The 23119-nt window shown below is 66.2% G+C and carries 25 protein-coding genes; 5 read left to right on the top strand and 20 right to left on the bottom strand.

The features are described from left to right. Window positions 1–30 precede the first annotated feature (30 nt). From eno to G9E11_RS13595, 12 genes are all read right to left on the bottom strand, one after another. Window positions 31–1311, bottom strand: coding sequence for a phosphopyruvate hydratase (gene eno, locus G9E11_RS13650; protein WP_190606567.1), 1281 nt, complete (start codon window positions 1309–1311; stop codon window positions 31–33). Between the two features lie 120 nt (window positions 1312–1431). Continuing rightward, a complete protein-coding gene (locus tag G9E11_RS13645; RefSeq protein WP_190607077.1) occupies window positions 1432–2058 on the bottom strand; it encodes a MazG nucleotide pyrophosphohydrolase domain-containing protein in 627 nt (208 codons plus the stop codon). A 139-nt stretch (window positions 2059–2197) separates the two neighbouring features. After that, window positions 2198–3343, bottom strand: coding sequence for an adenosine deaminase (locus G9E11_RS13640; protein ID WP_190606565.1), 1146 nt, complete (start codon window positions 3341–3343; stop codon window positions 2198–2200). A 41-nt stretch (window positions 3344–3384) separates the two neighbouring features. Beyond that, window positions 3385–4071 (bottom strand): DedA family protein, encoded by a 687-nt coding sequence (locus G9E11_RS13635; protein ID WP_190606563.1) that lies wholly within the window; start codon window positions 4069–4071, stop codon window positions 3385–3387. Window positions 4072–4173: 102 nt separating this feature from the next. Further along, the gene (locus tag G9E11_RS13630) at window positions 4174–4791 is read right to left on the bottom strand and encodes a DedA family protein (protein ID WP_190606562.1); all 618 of its coding nucleotides are present in this window, start codon (window positions 4789–4791) and stop codon (window positions 4174–4176) included. A gap of 2 nt (window positions 4792–4793) precedes the next feature. Next, a complete protein-coding gene (locus G9E11_RS13625; protein ID WP_190606560.1) occupies window positions 4794–6107 on the bottom strand; it encodes a thymidine phosphorylase in 1314 nt (437 codons plus the stop codon). After that, window positions 6104–6535: a cytidine deaminase gene (locus tag G9E11_RS13620; RefSeq protein ID WP_190606557.1), complete on the bottom strand. Its 432-nt coding sequence runs from the start codon at window positions 6533–6535 to the stop codon at window positions 6104–6106. The genes G9E11_RS13625 and G9E11_RS13620 overlap by 4 nt, the downstream gene beginning before the upstream one ends. Window positions 6536–6733: 198 nt before the next feature. After that, window positions 6734–7762 (bottom strand): NADP-dependent oxidoreductase, encoded by a 1029-nt coding sequence (locus G9E11_RS13615; RefSeq protein ID WP_190606555.1) that lies wholly within the window; start codon window positions 7760–7762, stop codon window positions 6734–6736. Next, entirely contained in the window at window positions 7759–8190 is a 432-nt protein-coding gene (locus G9E11_RS13610; protein WP_190606552.1) for an organic hydroperoxide resistance protein, read from the bottom strand. Before G9E11_RS13610 ends, G9E11_RS13615 begins: the two co-directional genes overlap by 4 nt. A gap of 55 nt (window positions 8191–8245) precedes the next feature. After that, window positions 8246–8680: a MarR family winged helix-turn-helix transcriptional regulator gene (locus G9E11_RS13605; protein ID WP_190606549.1), complete on the bottom strand. Its 435-nt coding sequence runs from the start codon at window positions 8678–8680 to the stop codon at window positions 8246–8248. A gap of 142 nt (window positions 8681–8822) precedes the next feature. Next, window positions 8823–10022 (bottom strand): amidohydrolase, encoded by a 1200-nt coding sequence (locus tag G9E11_RS13600; RefSeq protein WP_190606547.1) that lies wholly within the window; start codon window positions 10020–10022, stop codon window positions 8823–8825. 136 nt (window positions 10023–10158) lie between these two features. Then, window positions 10159–11292 carry a mannose-1-phosphate guanylyltransferase gene (locus tag G9E11_RS13595; protein ID WP_190606545.1) on the bottom strand — a complete coding sequence of 378 codons (1134 nt, stop codon included), beginning with the start codon at window positions 11290–11292 and terminating at the stop codon, window positions 10159–10161. 257 nt (window positions 11293–11549) lie between these two features. On the opposite strand from G9E11_RS13595, the gene sdhC reads away from it, so the two are divergent. From sdhC to G9E11_RS13570, 5 genes are all read left to right on the top strand, one after another. Further along, window positions 11550–11930, top strand: coding sequence for a succinate dehydrogenase, cytochrome b556 subunit (sdhC, locus tag G9E11_RS13590; RefSeq protein ID WP_190606543.1), 381 nt, complete (start codon window positions 11550–11552; stop codon window positions 11928–11930). Window positions 11931–11933: 3 nt separating this feature from the next. Continuing rightward, window positions 11934–12425: a succinate dehydrogenase hydrophobic membrane anchor subunit gene (locus G9E11_RS13585; RefSeq protein WP_190606542.1), complete on the top strand. Its 492-nt coding sequence runs from the start codon at window positions 11934–11936 to the stop codon at window positions 12423–12425. Window positions 12426–12531: 106 nt separating this feature from the next. Then, window positions 12532–14334, top strand: a complete 1803-nt coding sequence (sdhA, locus tag G9E11_RS13580) for a succinate dehydrogenase flavoprotein subunit (RefSeq protein ID WP_190606540.1) — start codon at window positions 12532–12534, stop codon at window positions 14332–14334. A 1-nt stretch (window position 14335) separates the two neighbouring features. Continuing rightward, the gene (locus G9E11_RS13575) at window positions 14336–15118 is read left to right on the top strand and encodes a succinate dehydrogenase iron-sulfur subunit (protein WP_111904067.1); all 783 of its coding nucleotides are present in this window, start codon (window positions 14336–14338) and stop codon (window positions 15116–15118) included. A gap of 220 nt (window positions 15119–15338) precedes the next feature. Continuing rightward, window positions 15339–16109 (top strand): alpha/beta hydrolase family protein, encoded by a 771-nt coding sequence (locus tag G9E11_RS13570; RefSeq protein WP_190606538.1) that lies wholly within the window; start codon window positions 15339–15341, stop codon window positions 16107–16109. Here the strand turns inward: G9E11_RS13570 and G9E11_RS13565 are convergent. From G9E11_RS13565 to G9E11_RS13530, 8 genes are all read right to left on the bottom strand, one after another. Next, complete coding sequence (locus G9E11_RS13565) at window positions 16066–17079, bottom strand: YihY/virulence factor BrkB family protein (RefSeq protein ID WP_194718208.1); 1014 nt, start codon at window positions 17077–17079, stop codon at window positions 16066–16068. The genes G9E11_RS13570 and G9E11_RS13565 overlap by 44 nt on opposite strands. Before the next feature lie 88 nt (window positions 17080–17167). Next, window positions 17168–17764 (bottom strand): 2'-5' RNA ligase family protein, encoded by a 597-nt coding sequence (locus tag G9E11_RS13560; protein WP_246468932.1) that lies wholly within the window; start codon window positions 17762–17764, stop codon window positions 17168–17170. Window positions 17765–17780: 16 nt separating this feature from the next. Continuing rightward, entirely contained in the window at window positions 17781–18869 is a 1089-nt protein-coding gene (gene trpS, locus G9E11_RS13555; RefSeq protein ID WP_111904062.1) for a tryptophan--tRNA ligase, read from the bottom strand. Window positions 18870–18887: 18 nt separating this feature from the next. Next, window positions 18888–19721, bottom strand: a complete 834-nt coding sequence (locus G9E11_RS13550; protein ID WP_190606535.1) for an exodeoxyribonuclease III — start codon at window positions 19719–19721, stop codon at window positions 18888–18890. A 10-nt stretch (window positions 19722–19731) separates the two neighbouring features. Then, the gene (locus G9E11_RS13545; RefSeq protein ID WP_190606533.1) at window positions 19732–20295 is read right to left on the bottom strand and encodes a hypothetical protein; all 564 of its coding nucleotides are present in this window, start codon (window positions 20293–20295) and stop codon (window positions 19732–19734) included. 62 nt (window positions 20296–20357) lie between these two features. Beyond that, complete coding sequence (locus tag G9E11_RS13540; RefSeq protein WP_190606531.1) at window positions 20358–21191, bottom strand: ABC transporter permease; 834 nt, start codon at window positions 21189–21191, stop codon at window positions 20358–20360. Further along, complete coding sequence (locus G9E11_RS13535; RefSeq protein WP_190607068.1) at window positions 21188–22066, bottom strand: ABC transporter permease; 879 nt, start codon at window positions 22064–22066, stop codon at window positions 21188–21190. Before G9E11_RS13535 ends, G9E11_RS13540 begins: the two co-directional genes overlap by 4 nt. Before the next feature lie 13 nt (window positions 22067–22079). Further along, the gene (locus G9E11_RS13530) at window positions 22080–23051 is read right to left on the bottom strand and encodes an ABC transporter ATP-binding protein (RefSeq protein ID WP_190607071.1); all 972 of its coding nucleotides are present in this window, start codon (window positions 23049–23051) and stop codon (window positions 22080–22082) included. Window positions 23052–23119 lie beyond the last annotated feature (68 nt).

Genomic DNA, 23119 nt, shown 5'->3' with positions numbered 1-23119 from the left:
ATAGCCACCGGTCAGCTGTTTCTTTGGCTACTAGGCCTTGAAACGCGGGAACGCGCTGCGGCCGGCGTAGCGTGCGGCGTCGTCGAGTTCCTCTTCGATGCGCAGCAGCTGGTTGTACTTGGCAACGCGCTCGGAGCGGGCCGGGGCACCGGTCTTGATCTGTCCGGCGTTGGTGGCAACGGCGATGTCGGCGATCGTGGTGTCCTCGGTTTCGCCGGAGCGGTGCGAGGTGATGGTGGTGTAACCGGAGCGCTGGGCCAGGGAAACGGCGTCCAGGGTTTCGGTCAGGGAGCCGATCTGGTTGACCTTGACCAGCAGGGAGTTGGCCGTGGCGGCGTCGATGCCCTGCTGCAGGCGCTCGGGGTTGGTGACGAAGAGGTCATCGCCCACCAGCTGGACCTTGTCACCGATGGTGTCGGTGAGGATCTTCCAGCCTTCCCAGTCGTTCTCGTCCAGCGGGTCCTCGATGGAAACCAGCGGGTAGTCGGCAACGAGTTCGGCGTAGTAGGCGCTCATCTCGGAGGCGCTCAGGGCCTTGCCCTCGAACTGGTAGGCACCGTCCTTGAAGAACTCGGAGGAGGCGACGTCCAAGGCCAGGGCGATGTCGGTGCCCGGGGTGTAGCCGGCGTTCTGGATGGCTTCCTGGATCAGGTCCAGGGCAGCGCGGTTGGACGGCAGGTTCGGGGCGAAGCCGCCCTCGTCGCCGAGGCCGGTGGAGAGGCCCTTCTGCTGCAGCACGGACTTGAGGTTGTGGTAAACCTCGACGCCCCAGCGCAGGCCCTCGGAGAAGGTCTCGGCGCCGATCGGGGCGATCATGAATTCCTGGATGTCGACGTCGGAATCCGCGTGCGATCCGCCGTTGAGGATGTTCATCAGCGGAACGGGCAGGACGTGGGCGTTCGGGCCGCCCAGGTATTTGTACAGCGGCAGGTCGGCGGAGGCTGCCGCGGCGTTGGCAACTGCCAGGGAGACGCCGAGGATGGCGTTGGCACCGAGCTTGGCCTTGTTGGCGGTGCCATCCAGGTCGATCATGGCCTGGTCGATGCTGCGCTGGTCGGTGGCGTCAAAGCCGGTCAGGGCCGGTGCGATCTGGTCGATGACCGCGTCAACGGCCTTCTGGACACCCTTGCCGAGGTAGCGGCCCTTGTCGCCGTCGCGCAGTTCAACGGCTTCGTGCTCGCCGGTGGACGCACCGGACGGAACGGCAGCGCGGCCGATCTGGCCGTCGGAGAGGAGAACTTCAACTTCGACGGTGGGGTTGCCACGGGAATCGAGGATCTCGCGGGCGTGGATGGCATCGATAAGCGCCATGGATGTGCTCCTTGTGGGCGATTTACTGGGGACTTTAGGGGAAAAATCTCGACGTCCTCGTCAGTGACTAGCGTAGTCGAGAGTGGTGCACGTTACGGAAACCTATCCAGAACCCGGACGTCATGATCCCGGCGCGGATGTTTCCGGGTGGCGGTTCTGGTACCGACGGACGGCCCCGCGGAGGGCGCGTTCGGCGTCGAACCCCCTGTTCCGGGCTGAACGGACGACGGCGAGCAGCAGCTCGCCGAGTTCGGCTTCGGTTTCTATTGTTTCGGCAAGAGAGGTTTCGACAAGCTCAACCAGCGCGGTTCGGTCAGCTTCCGGGGCTTGCAGCCCGGCCCGCTCGGCCCGGTCCAGGGTTTTCTGAGCCTGGGCCAGTGCGGGCAGAGCCACCGGGATGCCCTCGAAGGGCGTGCTGCGCTGCGGGCTTTCGGCCTTTTTCACGGCGTCCCACTTGAGCACGATCTCCTCCACGGTGGCAGGAAAGGTGTCCTGGAGGGAACCGTCCGGACGGAACACGTGGGGGTTGCGGCGGATCATCTTCTCAGTGAGCCCGCGCGCGACGTCGCCGAAGCCGAACACGCCGCGTTCCTCGGCGAGCCGGGCGTGCAGCACCACCTGGAGCAGCACATCGCCCAGCTCGCCTTTCAGTTCAGCCTCGGCCGCACCGGTCTCGATGGTCTCGGCAACTTCATAGGCCTCCTCCAGCAGATACTCCACGAGCGACTCGTGGGTGAGGGCGCCCATCCAGGGGCAGTGCTCCCGGAGGGCAGCGATAACCCCCAGCAGTTCCCCAACCTCGCAAGCTCGGCCGGGGACCCCTGCTGCCGTGGGCCCACCCACTACCTCCCGCACAGGGTCGGTGGGTTCGGGCTGCCGGACGGTTTCAGCCAAGGTCGCCGTACGCGTCGTTGATGTACTCCACGAGGGCTTCCTTTTCCTCCAGGGGCAGGAAGGACGCCTCGGCCGCGTTGAGCGTGAGCTCCAGCAGGTCATCGAGGTCGTAGTCGAAAGTCTCCACCAGGAGCTCGAACTCATCGGTGAGCGTCACGCCGCCCATGAGCCGGTTGTCCGTGTTGATGGTTACGTTGAATCCCAGCTGGTAGAGCATGTCCAGCGGGTGGCTTTCGATGCCCTCACCGAAGGCGGCAATGGCACCGGTCTGCAGGTTGGAGGACGGGCAGATTTCCAGGGCGATGCCGCGGTCCCGGATCCAGCTGGACAGGTTGCCGAGCGTGACCAGGCCGATGTTGTCGCTGTCCTCGTCGTCGGCGTCGTCCTCGTCGAACTCCACCATGATGTCCTCGGCGATGCGGACACCGTGCCCCAGGCGCAGCGCGCGGCCATCAACGAGGGCGGACTGGATGCTGTCCAGCCCGGCGGCTTCACCGGCGTGCACGGTGGCGGGGAAGTTTTTCTCGGCCAGGTAGGTGAAGGCGTCGCGGAAGCGCGAGGGCAGGAAGCCGTCCTCGGCGCCGGCGATGTCGAACCCGACGGCGCCCTTGTCGCGGTGCCGCACCGCGAGTTCGGCGATTTCCTGGCCGCGGTCAGCGTGCCGCATGGCCGTGATCAGCTGGCCCACCTGGATCTCGCGGCCGGTCTCGGCCACGGCGTCCACGCCGGCTTCGAGTCCTTCCTGGACCGCCTCGACAACCTCGTCCAGGGTCAGTCCATTCTGGAGGTGCTGCTCAGGTGCCCAGCGCACTTCGCCGTACACCACGCCGTCGTCCGCCAGATCCTCCACGAACTCCTTGGCGACGCGGAACAGACCTTCCTTGGTCTGCATGACGGCGACCGTGTGGTCGAACGTCTCAAGGTAGCGGACCAGCGAGCCGGAGTCGGCGGATTCGCGGAACCATTCGCCCAGGGCGGTCGGGTCTGTGGACGGAAGCGTATGGCCCACCGCCTCCGCCAGCTCGATGATCGTGGCAGGGCGCAGGCCGCCGTCCAGGTGGTCGTGAAGGGATACCTTGGGCAGGCTCTTCAGGTCGAAGTCAAGGGCAGGGGCGGCGTCAACGATTGGCTCAGTCACGTACCAACTCTAGGGTTGCACCGGCGGCAATGCCAACGGGGCTAAGCGACGCGGCTGGTCTGTTCCGGGACGCTGCCCTTTTCAGGGGCCGGGCTCTCTTCCGGCGCAGCGGCGGCGTCGTTGCGGCCGAGCCGCTTGTGCCACCAGCGCAGGGCGTGGTCGATGATGATGCCCAGCAGGATGGCAAACACGACGGCGATGCCGGCGCCCAGCAGGGGATAGTCGTGCAGTAGTGGGACTGAACTGGCAACGAGGCCGATTCCTATCGAATATCCCACCCAGGTGAGGCAAGCGAAGGCATCAAATACGAAAAACCGACGGTGCGGAAAGCCAGTGGTGCCAGCAACGTAGTTCACGGCGACGCGCCCCCACGGGATGTAGCGGGCTGTGAAGATCAGCACCGCACCGCGCTTCTCCAGTTCGTAGCGCGCCCAGCCGAAGGCCTTCTGCACCTTTGGCCGGCGCATCCACTTCCAGCGGTCCAGGCCGATCTTCCTCCCCAAGAGGTAGGCCATGTTGTCACCGGCCATGGCGCCGGTCAGGGCCGTCAGGCCGAGGATCCACAGGTTCGGCTCGCCACTGCTGCGGGATAACGCTGCCAGCGCCACGATGAGCGTCTCACTGGGGACCACCATCGCGAACCCGTCAACGAAGAAGAACATGAGCAGGACGGGATAAATCCACCACTGACCCGCTGCATGGAGCACGGCCTCATTAATAAACTCCACGCGGGTGTTGCTCCTCGGCAATATAACAAGACAGGAAGTGACGCAAATCGCTCTTTAGTGTCGCACGGCCGGAGGATAGTCCGCTACGCCCTGATTGGAAAGTCAACTTTCCTGCAGCGGATCCTGAATGCGGCCCCGCAGCCGATTAATGACGAGGTCCACCAGGATGCCCAGCACAATGGCGCAAACAATGGCGATCACGGCCCCCAGCAGGTGGTTCTCCTCGAACCACTGGCCGAAGAACAGTCCGATGGCCACGGAATACGAGGCCCAAAGGGTGGCGGAAAGCACAGTCAGCCCGACGAAGCGCAGATGTGAATAGTGGGTGGCGCCCGCGGTCAGGTTGACTGCCACCCGGCCGATGGGGACGAACCGCGCCACGAGGATCAGCGACGCCGGCCGCTTGCGCAGTTCGCGCCCGGCCCACCGGAATGCCCGCTGCATCCGCGGCCCGCGCATCCACCGCCAGCGCTGTGTGCCCACACCGCGGCCGATGAGGTAGGCGGCGTTGTCGCCGGTGAAGGCGCCCAGTCCTGCTACGGCCGCGAGCAGCCACGGGTTGGGAACGTCCGCCGTTGCGGCGACGGCCGCCAGCCCCACCACCACCGATTCGCTCGGAATGGGCGGGAAGAAGCCGTCGATGACGCAGCAGGCCAGGACGATGAAAAGCACCCAGGGCTGCCCGGCGGCAGCCAGGATGAAGTCGTTGATGGCCTGCACGGTCAGGCGATGCGGTCGATGATGAGCTGCTGGGCCGGCCCGGAGCCAGCCGGTGCGATGGTGACGGCGTGGTCAAGGGCCGCCTTGGCCCGGGCAAACTTCTCAGGCGTGTCCGTCAGCAGGGTCATCAGGGGTTCTCCGGCACGCACAGTTGCGCCGGGCTTGGCGTGCATGCGGACGCCCGCAGCTGCCTGCACTGCGTCTTCCTTGCGGGCCCGCCCGGCGCCAAGCCGCCAGGCCGCCACACCCACGGCGAACGCGTCGAGCTCCACGAGCACTCCGTCGGCGGGCGCATAGATGGTTTCAGATTCCCGAGCCACCGGCAGCTTCGCCCGTGGGTCGCCGCCTTGCGCCGCGATCATCCGGTTCCAGACGTCCATCGCCCTGCCGTCCTTGAGCGCCGCGGCCGGATCGGCGTCCGAAACACCGGCGCACCGCAGCATTTCCTCCGCGAGCCGCACCGTCAGTTCGACCACGTCGGCCGGGCCGCCGCCGGCGAGGACCTCAACGGATTCCTCCACCTCGATGGCGTTGCCCGCGGTCAGCCCGAGCGGTGTGCCCATGTTGGTCAGTAGGGCTACGGTTTCCACCCCGGCGTCCTTGCCCAGAGCCACCATGGTCTCCGCAAGTTCGCGTGCCCCGGCCTCGTCCTTCATGAACGCCCCGCTGCCCACCTTGACGTCCAGCACCAGCGAGCCCGTGCCCTCGGCAATCTTCTTGCTCATGATCGACGAGGCAAGCAGCGGGATGGACTCGACGGTGCCCGTAACGTCGCGCAGGGCGTAAAGCTTCTTGTCCGCAGGGGCAAGCCCCGGTCCGGCGGCGCAGATCACCGCGCCCACTTCCTGCAGCTGGGCCAGCATTTCGGCGTTGCTCAAGGCCGCGCGCCAGCCCGGAATGGACTCGAGTTTGTCCAGCGTGCCGCCGGTGTGGCCCAGCCCGCGCCCGGACAGCTGCGGCACCGCCACTCCGAAGACGGCGACGAGGGGCGCCAGCGGCAGGGTGATCTTGTCCCCCACCCCGCCCGTGGAGTGCTTGTCGGTGGTTACTTTCACGCCGCCGTCGGGCCGCCGGAGGCCGGAGAAATCCATCCGCTCCCCCGAGGCGATCATCGCCGCGGTCCACTGCGAGATCTCGGCACGGTCCATGCCGTTGAGCAGGATGGCCATGTTCAGCGCCGCCATCTGCTCCTCCGCGATGACGCCGCGGGTATACGCATCGATGGTCCAGTCAATCTGCTCAGGGCTCAGTGCGCCCTTGTCGCGCTTGGTCCGGATGATGTCGACGGCGTCGAACGCCTCGTTCTTCTGGGTCACCGGGTTCCCTCCAGGTGTTCGGGGCCAAAGGCGTCGGGTAGCACCTGGTCCATGGTCTTGATCCCAAGCGTCGTCATCAACTCCATGCCGGGTGCCCGGAACTCGTACAGCAGCTGCCGGCAGCGCCCGCAGGGCATGAGGACGTTGCCGCCACCGTCCACGCAGCAGAAGGCGCGGAGCAGGCCGCCGCCGGTCATCTGCAGGTTGCCCACGAGGACGCACTCGGCGCACAGCGTCAGGCCGTAGCTGGCATTTTCCACGTTGCAGCCGCTCACGATCCGGCCGTCCGCCGTGAAGGCCGCGGCACCCACCGGAAAGTTCGAATAGGGCGCGTAGGCGCTCTTCATGGCGTCGAGCGCGGCCGTCTCCAGGGCCGTCCAGTCGATACTGGCGCCCTCTTCGTTGGCGTCGTTCTGCACGGCCGTCACCCCTTGGCGTACGGGATACCGCTGGCCGGCACCCGGGTGCGCAGCAGCGCACTCATGAGCCCACTTTAGTGTCCTGCCGCATGTCCCGGTAACACGGTCCGGGCAACACGCCCGGCGCGAACGTACACTTGAGGCCCTCGGAAAACGTTTCCCTGGGGCCTCAACTGTCCGTTCGCGCTCGGGGCACTGTTGTGCTGGCTAAAGCCGGACGAGCATCTTTCCGGTGTTCCCGCCGTCGAGCATGTCCATGAAGGCCTGCGGCGCGTTCTCCAGGCCGTCGACCACGGTCTCGTCGTAGCGGATGGTGCCGTCGGCGAGCCAGCCGGCCATCCGCCCGGCGAACTCGGCGGCATGCTGCCGCTGGCCGCCCACCAGGAACCCGCGCAGCGTGAGCTGCTTGCCGATCGCCACGGCCAGGTTGCGCGGCGCGGCCGGCGGCTCCGTCGAGTTGTACTGGGCAATGGCGCCGCACATGGCCACGCGGCCGCCCACGTTCAGCACGGACAGCGCGGCTTCGAGGTGGTCGCCGCCGACGTTGTCGAAGTACACGTCGATGCCATCGCTGCCGGCGGCGGCCTTCAGCTGGTCCAGGACCGGAGCATCGCGGTAGTTGAACGCAGCGTCGAAACCCAGGTCCAGCAGCCGGGCAACTTTCTCCGGCGTGCCCGCGCTGCCAATCACCTTTGAGGCCCCCATCGCTTTGGCGATCTGCCCCACGAGCGAGCCCACTGCACCGGCGGCGCCCGAGACGAACACGGCATCCCCGGGCTTGAACTCCGCAACCTTCAGCAGGCCTGCGTACGCGGTGAGTCCGGTCATGCCCAGCGCGCCCAGGAAGGCTGATGCCGGGGCGAGGTCCGTGTCCGCGTGAGTTGTCCGCTCCGCGTCCACCACCGCATGCTCCCGCCAGCCGAGCTGATGGACGACGACGTCCCCCACCTTGCGCTTATCGGACCGGGACGCGATCACCTGACCCACCGCGCCGCCGTCGAGCGCTTTGTCCAGCGCAAACGGCGCTGAATAGGATTTTGCGTCGTTCATGCGGCCGCGCATGTAGGGGTCCACCGAGATGAACAGGTTCCGGACCAGTACCTCGCCGTCCGTGAGGGCCGGAACTGCCGTCTCGGCGAGCCTGAAGTTTTCCGGGACGGGCCGCCCTTCCGGCCGGGAGGCCAGCTGGATCTCGCGCGTGGTCACCGGCAATTCCGTTTCTGCCCCGGCGCTCACGCTGCGAACTCCACGAGCGTGAGTGCGACGTCCATGTTGCCGCGCGTCACGTTGGAGTACGGGCAAATGCTGTGCGCCTTGGCCATGAGGCTCTCGGCAGTGCCGCGGTCCAGTGCGGGGAGGGCGATTTCCAGCTCGGCGGCCAGGCCGTAGCCGTCGCTGTCTTCGAGGGCGCCGAAGTGGATCTTGGCGGCGACGGCGGAGTCCGTGAGGTCTGCCCGGGCCTGCCGGCCGACCACGCGGAGGGCGGAGTGGAAGCATGCCGCATAGCCGGCGGCGAACAGCTGCTCCGGGTTGGTGCCCTGGCCGCTGCCGCCCAGCTCCACCGGGCTGGCGAGGTTGACGTCGAGTTTGCCGTCCTTGCTTCGCGCGGAACCGTCGCGGCCTTCGCCGGACGCCAGGGCCTCGGCTGTGTAAAGAGTTTTCACTGTGTTTCCTTCTGGTGGGGAGGTCTGATTTTGGGGCTGGTGGTTGGGGGGCTGCCTAGAGCGAATCGTGCAGGGCTGCTGTGAGCTTGCCGAGGGTTTCGCGCAGCTGGTCAAGCTCGCGGGGGCTCAGGCCCGCCGCGGCCGCGAGGTGCTGGGGCACTCCGGAGGCCTTGCTGCTCAGGGCCCTGCCGGCGTCGGTCAGATGCACGGCGACGCGGCGTTCATCCTCCGCCGAGCGCCGCCGCTCCACGAGGGCCAGCGCCTCCAGCCGCTTGAGGAGGGGCGAGAGGGTTCCGGAGTCGAGCCCAAGCTCCTCCCCCAGTTCCCGCACACCGCGCGGCTCGTTTTCCCAGAGCACCAGCATGACGAGGTACTGCGGGTACGTCAGGCCCAGCTCCTCCAGGAGCGTGCGGTAGACGGCGGTGGCAGCCCGGGACGCGGAGTAGAGGGCGAAGCACACTTGGCGGTCAAGGCGGGGAGCATCGGGCATACCCATAACCGTAGCGGGCAATTCAATTGTGTACAACTTACGTTCCCGAAAAGAAGCGCGAACTGGCAGCTAACGCCCTCAAAAGTGGAATTTGAGGGCATTACCTGCCAGTTCGCGCTCAGGTGTGGGGGGTGCGCGGGGCCTAGAGGTCGCGGATGGTGCGGAGCGCGGCGGCGGTGAGGACCTGGATGCCGTAGCCGAGGGCGCGTTCGTCCAGGATGTAGTCGCCGCGGTGCAGGTCGTACTCCTCGCCGCCGGGGGTCTTGGTGCCAAGGCGCATCATGGCTCCCGGCAGCTCGGCGAGGAACCAGGCGAAGTCCTCCCCGCCCATGGACTGCGGCGTCAGCACCACTGCGCCCTCGCCGATCTCGGCGCGCGCTGAGGCCTCGATCAGTGCTGTCTCATGCTCGGAGTTGACCACAGGAGGAACGCCCCGGGTGTGCTCCAGCCGCACGTCGACGCCGTAGGGTGCGGCCACCTGGTGCACCACTTCATCCAGCAGTTCGCCGGCGCTGTGCCACGCGTCGCGGTCCAGGCAGCGCATGGTCCCGGCCATGTACCCGGTGCCGGGGATCGCGTTGGGCGCCGAGCCTGCGGAGATGTGTCCCCACACCACCGAGACGCCGCTGCGGACATCCACCCGGCGGGACAGCACTGCCGGCACGTTCACGGCAATCTGCGCCAGCGCGAAAACGAGGTCCTCGGTCAGGTGCGGACGAGAGGTGTGCCCGCCCCGGCCGGACAGTTCAATCCGAATGGTGTCCGACGCCGAGGTGATGGCGCCGATGCGGGTGCCGATCTTGCCCACTTCGATGCGCGGGTCGCAGTGCAGTGCCAGGATGCGGGGCACGCCTTCCAGGACGCCCTGCTCGATGCAGGAGTGCGCCCCGCCGGGCATGGTTTCCTCGGCCGGTTGGAAGATGATGCGCACGGTACCGCCCAGCGGGGACTCCTGGTGCATGCGGTGCAGCACCAGCGCGATGCCCAGCATGGTGGTGGTGTGCACGTCGTGGCCGCAGGCGTGCGTGACGCCGTGGTTTTTTGAGGCGAAGGGCAGCCCCGTTTCCTCGATGATCGGGAGCGCGTCGATGTCTCCGCGCAGCGCCGTGGCGATCGGACCCTCACCGATGTCCACGGTCAGGCCGGTGCCCTCCAGTCTGCGGGGTTCAAGGCCCGCAGCCTCGAGCCGCTCGGCCAGCTTGTCGGTGGTCCGAAATTCCCTGAAGGACAGTTCGGGGTGCGCATGCAGGTCACGGCGAAAATCGATCAGTTCCGGCAGCAGGGGCTCGAGCCACGGCCCCACCAGGGCGGTGGGCTCAGCTTCAGTAGTGTAATTGCGCACACCTCAACTGTAGCGAGGCCGGAAAGATTAGCGGCATCGCCTTCTCCGCGTTACGTGTCCGCCATCTCCGCTTAACGCATTACTGGAGTGCACCGCCGGATTATCGGCGGTGCCCTCCAATAAAGAGGTGGGTTTGCTAGAGAACGTCCGTGTCGCCGCTGGCCTTCAGCGCGTCCACCGCCTGCTTCACCCGCTGGGAGTGCTGCTTGGTGGTGACCAGCAGCGCATCCGGGGTGTCCACTATGACGACGTCCTTGATGCCGATCAGTGCGATGACGCGTTTGGTGTCCGAGACCACCACGCCGCTGGCGTTTTCGGTGAAGACGCGGGCGCCCTCGCCGAGGACGGTCACCTCGTCCACTTCCTTGGCGCTGTTCAGCCGGCCCACGGAGGCGAAGTCACCGACGTCGTCCCAGCGGAAGGATCCGGGTACGACGGCGACGTCCCCGGCAGCAGCGGCGGGCTCGGCGACCGCGTAGTCGATGGCGATCTTGGGCAGCGTGGGCCAGATCCGGGCCGTGACTTCGTCCCGCTGCGGGGTGTCCCAGGCCTGGGCGATTTCCTGGAGGCCGGTGAACAGCTCGGGCTGGTTCGCTTCCAGGTGCTTCAGCATGAGGGAAACGGGCGCCACGAACATGCCGGCGTTCCAGACGTACTCGCCGCTGTCCACGTACTGCTGGGCAACGTCCTCGTCCGGCTTTTCCACGAACTCCACCACGGCCTGGGCGCTGGGCGCGCCGGGGATGCGCAGCGAGTTTCCGGACCGGATGTAGCCGAAGCCGGTGGACGGGTGCGTCGGCTTGATGCCGATGGTCACGATCTTGCCGGCCGCGGCGGTGTGGATGGCTTCGCGGACGGCGTCCTGGAAGAGCCCGTCCGGGCTAATCACGTGGTCCGCAGCGAAGGAACCCATGATGATGTCCGGATCCCGCTGGTGCAGGATGGCTGCGGCCAGGCCGATGGCGGCCCCGGAGTCCTTGGGTTCACTTTCGAGCACGAGGTCGCCGTCCTGAACCTCGGGCAGCTGGCTGCACACGGCGTTCCGGTGGGCCACGCCGGTGACCACGAGGACGCGGTTGCCTGCCAGCGGTTCAAGGCGGTCGTAGGTGGCACGCAGGAGCGTGCTGCCGGAACCGGTGAGGTCATGAAGGAATTTGGGAGCTGCTGCACGTGACAGAGGCCAGAGGCGGGTCCCCACACCGCCTGCAGGAATCACAGCGATAAAACGGCTGAGAGGTGAATCCTGGCTTGTCACTTTGTCGTTACTCATCACGCCCTACTTTAGCCGACGCACCTCAGGGCGGTCTTTCGCGGCTGGCGAGCGTGTGGATACAGTGGCAACAGATGTGGTCTTCGTCTCAAAATAGTCGAAAATCCGTACAGTACGTGGCGGGCAAGGAACGCCTGAATTGAATAAGCTGTGAGCGAAGCCTAGATTTAGGCCTGAGCTACGAGTGCTCTCGCAGTAGGCGTTCCCCCCGCGTGGATCCCACGCCAGCGCCACTGTTTTGCAGGGAGGTTTATTCAGTGCCGACGAAACCAGCTGGCACCTTGTACCGCGGCCGTGAAGGCATGTGGTCTTGGGTTGGACACCGCATTACTGGTGTAGTGATCTTTTTCTTCTTGTTGGTCCATGTGCTGGACACCTCCCTGGTGAGGGTGTCGCCTGAGGCCTACACCGCTGTAATCGGTGCCTACAAGAACCCGCTGATGGCCCTGGGTGAAACGGGCCTCGTCGCAGCGATCGTGTTCCACGCCTTCAACGGCCTGCGGATCATCGCCGTCGACTTCTGGAAGAAGGGCGCCAAGTACCAGCGCCAGATGCTTTGGGTGGTGCTGGGCCTGTGGGTCATCACCATGGTCGCCTTCGCCATCCGCCACCTGTCCCTCGCGCTCGGAGGTCACTAAGCCATGTCTGCAACTGAGATCCAGTCCCCGCGCAGCGGACAGATCGCCGGCAAGCCCGAGTCCGGCAAGATCGCCCCGAAGTACCGCCGCAACGGCACCTCCCGCGGCAACTTCGAAATGCTGGCCTGGCTGTTTATGCGCCTCTCCGGCGTGGTCCTGGTAGTGCTGATCTTCGGCCACCTCATCGTGAACCTCCTGGTGGGCGAAGGCATCCACGCCATCGACTTCGGCTTCGTTGCCGGTAAGTGGGCAGATCCGTTCTGGCAGTTCTGGGACCTGGCCATGCTGTGGCTCGCCATGCTTCACGGCACCAACGGCGTGCGCACCATCATCAACGACTACGCCGAGAAGGACTCCACCCGCTTCTGGCTCAAGATGGTCCTCTACGCAGCCTCCGCCGTCATCATCATCCTCGGCACCCTGGTGATCTTCACCTTCAACCCGTGCCCCGTAGTGGACGGCGTCCAGCTGCCCGGTGGCTTCTGCCCCGCGTAGCATCCCGTGGCGGCCCGCCATCCATTGGCGGGCCGCAGTTTTTGTGCGGAGACGGCTCCGGCCGCCCGCTGTTTTATTGCGAATTTTGAGAGAAAGAGCGTCTGGTATGCAGGTCCATAAGTACGACGTCGTCATCGTCGGTGCCGGTGGCGCCGGGATGCGCGCCGCGATCGAGTCCGGTCAGCGTGCGCGAACAGCAGTACTGACCAAGCTGTACCCCACCCGCTCCCACACGGGTGCGGCACAGGGCGGCATGTGTGCAGCCCTGGCCAATGTCGAGGAAGACAACTGGGAATGGCACACCTTCGACACCATCAAGGGCGGCGACTACCTGGTTGACCAGGACGCCGCCGAGGTCATGGCCAAGGAAGCCATCGACGCGGTGCTGGACCTCGAGAAGATGGGCCTGCCGTTCAACCGCACGCCCGAGGGCCGCATCGACCAGCGCCGCTTCGGCGGCCACACCCGTGACCACGGCAAGGCACCGGTGCGCCGCGCGTGCTACGCCGCCGACCGCACGGGCCACATGATCCTCCAGACCCTGTACCAAAACTGCGTCAAGCACAACGTCGAGTTCTACAACGAGTACTACGTCCTGGACCTCCTGACCGTCGAGGAAGACGCCGTGCGCGAGGACGGCACGCCGTTCAAGCAGAAGCGCGTGGCCGGCGTCGTGTCCTACGACCTCGCCTCCGGCGAGCTGCACGTCTTCCAGGCCAAGTCCGTGGTGTTCGCCTCCGGCGGCGCCGGCAAGGTCTTCAAGACCACCTCGAACGCCCACACCCTGACCGGTGACGGCATGGGCATCGCGTTCCGCCGCGGCATCCCCCTGGAGGACATGGAGTTCTTCCAGTTCCACCCGACCGGCCTCGCCGGCCTGGGCATCCTCCTGTCCGAGGCCGCCCGCGGTGAAGGTGCCATCCTGCGCAACTCCGAGGGTGAGCGCTTCATGGAGCGCTACGCCCCCACCATCAAGGACCTCGCCCCTCGTGACATCGTGGCCCGCTCCATGGCCAACGAGGTCCGCGAAGGCCGCGGCTGCGGTCCGAACAAGGACTACGTGCTCCTTGACCTGACGCACCTTGAGCCCGCCCACATCGACGCCAAGCTGCCGGACATCACGGAGTTCGCCCGCACCTACCTCGGCGTGGAGCCCTACACGGAGCCGGTCCCCGTCTTCCCGACGGCCCACTACGCCATGGGCGGCATCCCGACGAACATCACCACCGAGGTCCTGCAGGACAACGACACTGTTGTTCCGGGCCTCTACGCCGCCGGCGAGGTGGCCTGCGTTTCCGTGCACGGCTCCAACCGCCTGGGCACCAACTCGCTGCTGGACATCAACGTGTTCGGCAAGCGCGCCGGCATCGCCGCCGCCGAATACGCCAAGACGGCTGACTTCGTGGAGCTGCCGGAGAACCCGGAAGACTTCACCATCAGCCTCCTGGACGTGGCCCGCAACGCCAACGGCACCGAGAAGGTCTCCGCGATCCGCAAGGAACTGCAGGACACCATGGACGCCAACATGCAGGTGTTCCGCACGGCTGACACGCTCAACCAGGTCCTCCGGGACATCGAGTCCTTCGAGGAGCGCTACACCCGCATCAACGTCCAGGACAAGGGCAAGCGCTTCAACCTTGACCTGCTGGAGGCCGTTGAGCTCGGGTTCCTGCTGGAACTGGCCAGGGTCATGACGGTTGCTGCCCTGCACCGTGAGGAATCGCGCGGCGGCCACTTCCGCGAGGACTTCCCCGAACGCGACGACGAAAAATTCATGAAGCACTCCATGGCGTACAAAGAAGACCACGCACCGGCCGACGGTTCCGCGGAGGAGGCAATCGCCGGTGTCCGGCTTGCCACCAAGCCGGTTGTCTTTACGCGCTACGAGCCGATGGTGAGGAAGTACTAATATGTCCGCTGAACTTGCTGAGCCAGCCTCCAAGATCGAACTTCCCGCCGGTGTTGGCGGCGGCGGGGAAATCCCGACGTTCGACATCACCCTGCGCGTCCGCCGCTACGACCCCGAGGTTTCCGCCGAAGCCCGCTGGGACGACTACAAGCTGACCATGTACGGCACGGACCGCGTGCTGGACGCCCTGCACAAGATCAAGTGGGAAATCGACGGCAGCGTCTCCTTCCGCCGCTCCTGCGCCCACGGCGTCTGCGGTTCCGATGCCATGCGCATCAACGGCCGCAACCGCCTCGCCTGCAAAACCCTGCTGAAGGACCTGGACACGTCCAAGCCCATCACCGTTGAGCCCATCAAGGGCCTTCCGGTGGAGAAGGACCTGATCGTGGACATGGAGCCGTTCTTCCAGTCCTTCCGCGAGGTCATGCCGTTCCTCATCAACAAGGGCCACGCGCCCACGAAGGAACGCCTGCAGTCCGCCGAGGACCGTGAGCGCTTCGACGACACCACCAAGTGCATCCTGTGCGCCGCGTGCACGTCGTCCTGCCCGGTGTTCTGGACCGATGGCCAGTATTTCGGCCCGGCAGCGATCGTGAACGCCCACCGGTTCATCTTTGACTCCCGTGACGACGCCGGTGACATGCGCCTGGAGATCCTCAACGACAAGGAAGGCGTGTGGCGCTGCCGCACCACCTTCAACTGCTCGGAGGCGTGCCCCCGCGGCATCCAGGTCACGCAGGCCATCGCAGAGGTCAAGCAGGCCATCCTGGCCCGCAAGATCTAGGGATTAAGCGCGGACGACGGCGTCGCTCACCACGTACGGTAAACGTACGGTGAGCGGCGCCGTCGTCGTTTTCCGACTCCGGTGATTGAGCCTGTCGAAATCCTGGTTTCTCCCCACCCGCGCCCTGACCTCGCAAACTCGGCCCGGAACCCGGCGGGCGTGGGCCCAGCTCAACCACCGGGCACGGTTTCGACCAACTCAACCATCAGGGAAAGAACAGATGCACCGCTCCGAAAAAGTCTCGTTCGAAGGCACCACCGGCGAACTGCTCTCCGGCATTCTCGATGTGCCGGACGGCCCGGTGAAGGGCTGGGGCGTCTTTTCGCACGGCTTCACGCTTGGCAAGGACAGCCCCGCGGCATCCCGGATGTGCAAGGCACTGGCGGACAGCGGGATCGGCATGCTCCGCTTCGACAACGTGGGCCTCGGCGGCTCAGCGGGCCAATGGTCCGCGGGGTCGTTCAGCCATAAGGTGGCGGACACGGTCCGGGCTGCGGAGTACATGCGGGCCGAGGGCCGGGCCATCTCCCTGCTGGTGGGGCATTCCTTCGGCGGCGCCGCCGTCCTCGCGGCCGCATCAGAGATCCCGGAAGTCGATGCGGTCGCCACTGTCGGGGCGCCCTTCTCCCCCAAGCACGTGGCCCACGTCTTTGATGCGGCGCTCGACAAGATCCTCAGCGAAGGCAGCGCCGAGGTGGACCTGGGCGGCAAGCGCGTGGAGATCCGCCGGCACTTCGTGGAGGACCTGGAGAACGCCGACCTCACGGACTGCATCAAGCGGCTGCACAAGCCCCTGATGGTCCTGCACTCCCCCACGGACAACACCGTGGGCATCGAGAACGCCAGCACGATCTTCCAGACCGCCCGCCATCCGCGGAACTTCGTCTCGCTGGAGGGCAGCGACCACCTCCTGACCGGCAAGGGGCAGGCGGCGCGGGCTGCGAAGATTATCGCGGCGTGGGCCGACCAGTACCTCGACGCCGGACACTGACGCCCACGGGGCGCGGGTGCTCGGCCGGGTGGTACCCTTCCACCGGCGTCTTTCCGGGCTGCACCTGCCGTGACCCCCAGCCCCTGGTCTTGGCCGCCGGCGAGGCCTTCAGGTCCTCCTCTCGGATTGCTGACCAGGACGCGGCCACAAGGTAGACCTGGCTGACCAGGTTGAACCAGATCAGCAGCCCGATGATGATCGCGAACGGCGCCAGGATGGGGTTGCGTCCGGCACCGGCCAGCAGTTCGGTGCTGAAGACCTGCAGCGCAGTGGTACCCACACCTGCGAGGATGGTTCCTTCCAGCAGCGCCTGCCGGGACAGCTTCAGGCCGCCGGCCAGCCGGAACATGATCAGCGCCGTGATCCAGTTCAGGACCAGCGGCACGGCGATCTTGATCAGCGCCGCCATCGGGCCGGCCACGGCCGGATCCAGGCGTAGCTGCTCCATCGCCCAGCCCGCCGCCGTGCCGAACACGAGGGACGCACCCGAGCTGATGACCAGGGCGACGCCCAGCAACAGCAGCGTTCCGGCGTCGTGCAGTTTGAGGACCACGGGATTGAGTTTAAGCGGGCCCAGCATCATCACGCCGCGGAGCCCCTCCCGGAGGCCGGCGATCCAGCCCAGGGACGTGATGACGGTGACGACGGCGGCGATCACCGCCGTCCAGCCGAGACCGTCGGGATTCAGGAGGTCCTTGGGGTCCACCAGCCCGTCTCCGCCGTCGACCTTCAGCAGCCCGGGGGCGCTTTCGGCCACGCTTGCGGTGATCCGGTCAAGGAGAGCCGGCTGGCCGCGGAGCGCCAGGCCCGCGATGGAGAACCCGGTGGCCAGCAGGCCGGTGATGGAGAAGAACATGTTGAAGCCGGTGCCCGCGCTCATCAGCGGGCCGTGCTGCCGGGTGTAGTGCTGCCAGGCCCGCATCGGGCGGAAGGCGTTCAGCCTGGCCTGCAGCCACTGGACCAGGGCCATGAGCTGCGGAAACGCCCCCTGGCCGGACCTGCGGACCTTGCCCAACTCCACCCGCTTTCGGATCACCGCCAGCAGCAGCTGAGCACGCTCAGTGGGGAGCGGTGGCTCCGTCGGCGTTTGTTGCCCGGAGTGCGTCCCGTTCGTCGTCTGGTTCGGTACCAAAGTCAAGCTCTTCCCGTAGCTGCCAAATACCGTCGGTGTCGTGCTCGTAAAGTCCCATGCTAACCACCGGGAAGGTGGCCCTGTAGTCTTTCAGCACCGTTTCGGCCTCATCGAGGCTCTCGGGTGCGACGTCGTGGGCAATGGTCACATGGGGATGGTAGGCAAAAGGCAGATCACGTTCGAGTGGGCCGGTCTGGAGCTTTTCGTGCAGGTCGACGCATTCCTGGAAGCCGTCCTCCACGTTGATGAAGACCACCGGGGAGACGGGCCGGAAAGACCCCGTGCCGCCGATGGTCACCATGAACGGCGCCTGCGTCCGGGCCACCTGCCGCACGTGGTCACGGGCCGCTTCCCAGTCATGGGTGGGCGTGGTGGTGACCAGCGTGATGTGCGCCGGGATAACGGTGGCCATGGGGTCCCCGAAGGACGCCCGCCACCGCTGCAGCTCCTCGGCGATTTCAGGCGGGAAGCCCAGAATGACCCCTAGGCTCATTCCGTTGCTGACTTCGCTGTTGGCGGGCATGGGGGCCGGCATCTCGCTAGCGGGCTCCGGCATATGGCAGGAAGCCGGTCTTGGCGTAGACGTCCGCGAGCGTGGCTGAGGCGATGGCGCGCGCCTTGTCGGCGCCGTGGGCCAGCAGGCGGTCCAGTTCGGCCGGGTCGGCCAGCAGTTCGTTCGCGCGGTCGCGGATGGGGGTCAGGCGCTCCGTCACCACCTCGGCGAGGTCCACCTTGAGGTGGCCGTACATCTTGCCCTGGTAGTCGCCAACGAGCGCATCCACAGAACGGCCCGTGATGGCCGAGTAAATGGTCAGCAGGTTCGAGACCCCGGGCTTGGTTTCCCGCTCGAACCGGATTTCCGTCTCCGTGTCCGTGACCGCCGACTTGATCCGCTTGGCGATGACCTTCGGATCATCCAGCAGGTTGATCAGCCCCGCCGGGGATTCTGCCGACTTGGACATCTTGGCAGTGGGGTTCTGCAGATCGTAGATCTTCGCGGATTCCAGCTGGATGAAGGGCTTGGGCACGGTGAAGGTCTCGCCGAAGCGGGAGTTGAACCGGGTGGCGAGGTCGCGGCTGAGCTCGACGTGCTGGCGCTGGTCCTCGCCCACCGGAACGCCGTGGGGCTGGTACAGCAGGATGTCCGCGGCTTGCAGGATGGGGTAGGTGAACAAGCCCACGCTGGCCTGGTCCGAGCCCTGCTTCTGCGCCTTGTCCTTGAACTGTGTCATGCGTGACGCCTCGCCGAAACCCGTGATGCAGTTCAGGACCCAGGCCAGCTGGGCGTGTTCGGGAACCTGGGACTGGACGAACAGGGTGCACTTGTCCACGTCCACGCCACCGGCGATGTACTGCGCCGCCGTGACCCGCGTGCGGCGTGCCAGCTCGGCGGGGTCCTGGGGAACGGTGATCGCGTGCAGGTCCGGGATGAAGAAGATGGCGTCGTACTCATCCTGCATCCGCACCCAGTTCACGAGGGCGCCGAGGTAGTTGCCAAGGTGCAGCGAGTCGGCGGAGGGCTGCATGCCGGACAGGATGCGGTGCCGGATCCCTGCAGCCGGCTGGGTTCCGTTTGCTGCTTCGGGCTGCGCAGCTGCGGCGTCGGTCACGGTGGAAGTGGAGGTCATTCGTAGGAGCCTTTGGAACTAGAGCCGGTAGTCCACTACCAGCGGGGCGTGGTCAGAGAAGCGGGTGTCCCACGAGGGTGCCCGGTCCACGACGGCCGAAACTGCGGCGGCCGCGAGGGCGGGGGTGGCCAGGTGGTAGTCGATGCGCCAGCCGGTGTCGTTGTCGAAGGCCTGGCCGCGCTGGGACCACCAGGTGTAGGGGCCGTTGACGTTGCCCGCCAGGCCCCTGTGAACATCCTTCCAGCCGATTTCCTCACCAAAGAAGCGGTCGAAGTAGGCGCGCTCCTCGGGCAGGAAGCCGGCACGCTTGACGTTGCCCTTCCAGTTCTTGATGTCCAGCTCAGTATGGCCGACGTTCAGGTCACCGGTGACCAGGGCGTGGTCGCTGTGCTTGGTGAGCTCGGGCAGACGCGTGCTCATAAGATCCAGGAAGCGGTATTTGTCCTCCTGCTTGGGGGTGCCGGCCTCGCCGGAGTGCACGTAGGCGCTCACGACGGTCAGCTGGGACGCGTTGCCTTCGGCGTCGCGGACCCGGAAGTCCGCCTCCACCCAGCGGCCGGCTGTGGCGAAGTAGTCGTCGCCGATGTGGTCGCGGGTGACGAGGGGCTCCTCGCGGGAGGCGATGGCTACGCCGGCGCGGCCCTTGGCCTCGGCTTCGGCGTGCAGGATGTGCCACCCTTCGCCGATGAGCTGGCGGACGATGGCATCAGGGGCCCGGACTTCCTGCAGCGTCAGGATGTCCACTTCGCGGGTCGCGAGCCATTCCGACATGCCCTTTTTGTAGGCAGCACGGAGGCCGTTGACGTTGACTGTTGCGATGCGAAGGTGGTCCTTCTTCAATGCCGAGCTCACCCGTTCCACTCTAGTCGATGATGGTTCCGGCCACGGGCTCGCCGGAGCCGCCGGACGACTTGATCATGTCACGTGCGTTGGTGGCGGTGATTTCGATGGTCTCCAGGGCGCGGCGGATGGTGTCCTGGTCCGCAGCTGCGCCCTTGGCCCGCTCCTGCTCCACCACGCGTACCTGCACCTGCACGATCTTGAAGGAGTGGTCCAGCTTCATGTCCCGGATTTCCTCGGCCTCGCCGCGTTCACGGACCAGGCGGGTTCCGCCGTGGTCGGCCGAAACGGTGGAGGGTGCGCGGCCTGCGGCGGCGTTGAACGCGTTGTGCGCCTCGTTGATCTTTGCCCCGGCCTTCTTGGCCGCCCGCTGGATGCTGAAGACCACGAAGGAAGCCAGCGCCAGCCAGAACAGCGCGATGACGGCAACAACCCAGCCGACGACGTCGTTCTGGTTGGCGGCGAAGATCACTGCCACGAGGAAGGCGGTGATCAGGACCAGCAGGCCCGGACCGCTGATGCGGAACATGGAGAATCCGCCCCGGCCCGGGGTGGATGAAGACTTGGAGCTGCCCAGAGATTGCATGAAGCTATTCTCTCAAATCCCCGGACCGCCCCAGGACGCTTCCACCGGCGGCGAACACCTGTCTACTTCAGGAACAGGCTCCGCAGCCTGCCGGTGGTGAGCATGAGGCCCAGCACGATCATCACCAGGTAGTAGCCCACGTGGATGGCCGTCGCCGGGGTGAAGGAGGCCGCGCTGATCTGCCGCAGCAGCTCCACGCCGTGCCACAGCGGCATGGCCTGGATCAGCCACTGGATGTACTCGGGGTAGACGCTCAGCGGATAGAAGGTGGCGCTGAACAGGAACATCGGCAGCATGATGAAGTTCACCCAGTCCATCTGCTGGAAGGTCTTCATGAAGCTCGTGATGCCCATGCCGAAGCTGGCGAACCCGAACGCGATCAGCACCGAGGCCGGAATCATCAGCAGCGCCCATGGAGTGGTGATCAGGCCCATCAGCCCCATGACCGCCGTGAACCCTGTGGCGTACAGCAGGCCGCGCAGCAGGGCCAGGATGATCTCGCCGATTGCCACGTCCACGGGCCCGAGCGAGGTGTACAGCATCCCCTGGTAGAGCTTGGCGAAGTTCATCTTGAAGAAGACATTCCAGGTGGAGTCGTACACCGCCCCGTTCATGGCCGAGACCGCAAGGAGCGCCGGGGCGATGTACGCCGCGTAGCTGATCTCCTGGCCGCCCGGACCGGAGACGTTACCCACCACGGCACCCATCCCGACGCCCATGGAAATCAGGAACAGCACAGGCTCGAAGAACCCGGACAGCATGACCATCCAGTTGCTGCTCTTGGTGGCCATCAGCCCGCGCCCGATCACCGCCCGGGCGTTGCGCGAGTACAGGGGGCCGAAGCGCCGGTTCCGGGCTTCGTCCGTGACGGCGTGGCCCTGGGTCAGGACTGTCACTGCCCCATCCTCCTGACGAATTGGCGTTTGGTGAGCACCCAGCCGAACCAGGCGAGGGCCAGCAGGAACACGACATGGATAATGGTCAGCACCGGGGATTCCTCGTAGCCGAAGGTCATCACCCGGCCCAGCTCCGTGCCGTGCCAGATGGGCGAAATCCAGCCGATCCAGCGGACCAGCACGGGCAGGGTGTCCAGCGGAAAGAAGGTGCCGGAGAACAGGAACAGCGGCATGACGATGAACCGCATCACCATGGCGAACTGGCCCTTGTCCTCCTTGATGGATGCGGCGTACGCCATGAGCGGCAGGCCGAACGAGAGCCCGGCGAGGGTTGCCACCAGCACGGAACCCCAGCCCCAGCCACTGGGTGATGCACCGAACAGGGCCACGATCACGAAGTAGATGACGGACTGCAGCAGGAACCGCAGGGTCACCGCGATGATCTGCCCCGCCGCGATCTGCTCCGGCGTCAGCGGGGAGGCGTGCGGCCCGTAGTAGACCCGTCGCCATTTGAAGCCGTCCATAACAGGGAACGTGAATTCGGTGCCGGCGGTCATGACCGCGGCGGAGACGAGCAGGGCCGGCGCGATGAAGGCGATGTAGCTGACGCCGCCGAATGCGGAGACAGCGTTGGTGTCCACCAGTGTGGCCAGGCCGACGCCCATCGCGAACAGGTACGCGGCGGGCTGGCCCACGCTGTACAGGAAGATGGACCAGCCGTACCCCTTCATGACGCGGAGCACCTGCTCGGCGTAGTAGAAGGCGCCCCAGCGCCGCGCCCTGGCGGCCGACACCTCGGGAGGGTGCGCCCGTAGGGTGCGTCCCACCGTCGTACTATCCGCTGAAACAGCGGTGGCCGGCCGGGCGGCCGGCATGCGAGGCGACGGCTCAGTCAACGAGGCTCCTGCCGGTGAGCCGGAGGAACACGTCCTCCAGCGAGGACCTGCGCACCAGCGACGTCAGCGGCCGCAGTCCGCGGCCGGAGACTTCCTCCAGCGCCGCCTCGCCGTCGTGCGTGTAGATGAGCACCCGGTCCGGGAGCGTTTCCAGGCGTTCGCCGATGCCCTCGAGCTCGGCCCCGATGCTGGCGTTGCGTTCCGACCCGAACCTCAGCTCGAGGACCTCGCGGGTGGAGTAGTCCCGGATGAGCGCGGCCGGCGATCCCTCCGCCATGATCCGGCCCTTGTCCACCACGATCAGCCGGTCGCAAAGCTGCTCCGCCTCGTCCATGTAGTGCGTGGTGAGGATCAGCGTGACACCCTGCTCCTTCAGGCGGAACAGCCGGTCCCAGAGGATGTGCCGCGCCTGCGGGTCCAGGCCGGTGGTGGGCTCGTCGAGCAGCAGGATGCGGGGTTCGTTGATGAGCGAGCGCGCAATGGTGAGGCGCCGCTTCATGCCGCCGGACAGGGCGTCCACCTTGGACTTGGCCTTGTCCGTCAGCTGCGCGAATTCGAGCAGTTCGTCGGCCTTGGGCTTGAGGTAGCTCATGGGCAGGCCAAAGTAGCGGCCGTAGACCAGCAGGTTGTCCCGGACCTTGAGTTCCTCGTCCAGGTTGTCCTGCTGCGGCACCACGCCCAGGTGCGCGCGCACCTCGGGACCGTTCTGCTCGGGATCCAGCCCCATGATGGTCAGGTTCCCGGACGTCCGCTGGGACACGCCGCCGATCATTTTCATGGTGGTGGACTTGCCCGCGCCGTTCGGCCCGAGCAGCCCGAAGGACTCCCCCGCGGGAACGCTGAAGGAAATGCCGTCGACGGCGATGACGTCGCCGTAGGTCTTGGTCAGGTTCTCTGCGGTAATCACGTACTGCGGCGCGGCGGGCGCTTTATGTTTCTCGGGCCCTGTCTCGTGGGCGGGCACAGGCTTCTTGGACGTTCCTTCAGCGGAATGGAGTTCGGGCACCCCATCACGCTAGTACGCGGCGCGGG

It is taken from the genome of Arthrobacter ipis (genome assembly GCF_014694315.1).
Lineage (GTDB): Bacteria > Actinomycetota > Actinomycetes > Actinomycetales > Micrococcaceae > Arthrobacter > Arthrobacter ipis.
This window is presented reverse-complemented; position numbering and strand designations above follow the sequence as displayed.

Excerpts from the sequence above, each read along its gene's own strand:
- G9E11_RS13645 (WP_190607077.1), bottom strand. The coding sequence starts at position 2,058 with ATGGGCGCCCTCACCCACGAGTCGCTCGTGGAGTATCTGCTGGAGGAG.
- G9E11_RS13570 (WP_190606538.1), top strand. The coding sequence starts at position 15,339 with ATGCACCGCTCCGAAAAAGTCTCGTTCGAAGGCACCACCGGCGAACTG.
- G9E11_RS13595 (WP_190606545.1), bottom strand. The coding sequence starts at position 11,292 with ATGAGTAACGACAAAGTGACAAGCCAGGATTCACCTCTCAGCCGTTTT.
- trpS (WP_111904062.1), bottom strand. The coding sequence starts at position 18,869 with ATGACCTCCACTTCCACCGTGACCGACGCCGCAGCTGCGCAGCCCGAA.
- G9E11_RS13585 (WP_190606542.1), top strand. The coding sequence starts at position 11,934 with ATGTCTGCAACTGAGATCCAGTCCCCGCGCAGCGGACAGATCGCCGGC.
- G9E11_RS13605 (WP_190606549.1), bottom strand. The coding sequence starts at position 8,680 with ATGCCCGATGCTCCCCGCCTTGACCGCCAAGTGTGCTTCGCCCTCTAC.
- G9E11_RS13545 (WP_190606533.1), bottom strand. The coding sequence starts at position 20,295 with ATGCAATCTCTGGGCAGCTCCAAGTCTTCATCCACCCCGGGCCGGGGC.
- G9E11_RS13535 (WP_190607068.1), bottom strand. The coding sequence starts at position 22,066 with ATGCCGGCCGCCCGGCCGGCCACCGCTGTTTCAGCGGATAGTACGACG.
- sdhA (WP_190606540.1), top strand. The coding sequence starts at position 12,532 with ATGCAGGTCCATAAGTACGACGTCGTCATCGTCGGTGCCGGTGGCGCC.
- G9E11_RS13560 (WP_246468932.1), bottom strand. The coding sequence starts at position 17,764 with ATGCCCGCCAACAGCGAAGTCAGCAACGGAATGAGCCTAGGGGTCATT.
- G9E11_RS13575 (WP_111904067.1), top strand. The coding sequence starts at position 14,336 with ATGTCCGCTGAACTTGCTGAGCCAGCCTCCAAGATCGAACTTCCCGCC.
- G9E11_RS13565 (WP_194718208.1), bottom strand. The coding sequence starts at position 17,079 with ATGGCCCTGGTCCAGTGGCTGCAGGCCAGGCTGAACGCCTTCCGCCCG.
- eno (WP_190606567.1), bottom strand. The coding sequence starts at position 1,311 with ATGGCGCTTATCGATGCCATCCACGCCCGCGAGATCCTCGATTCCCGT.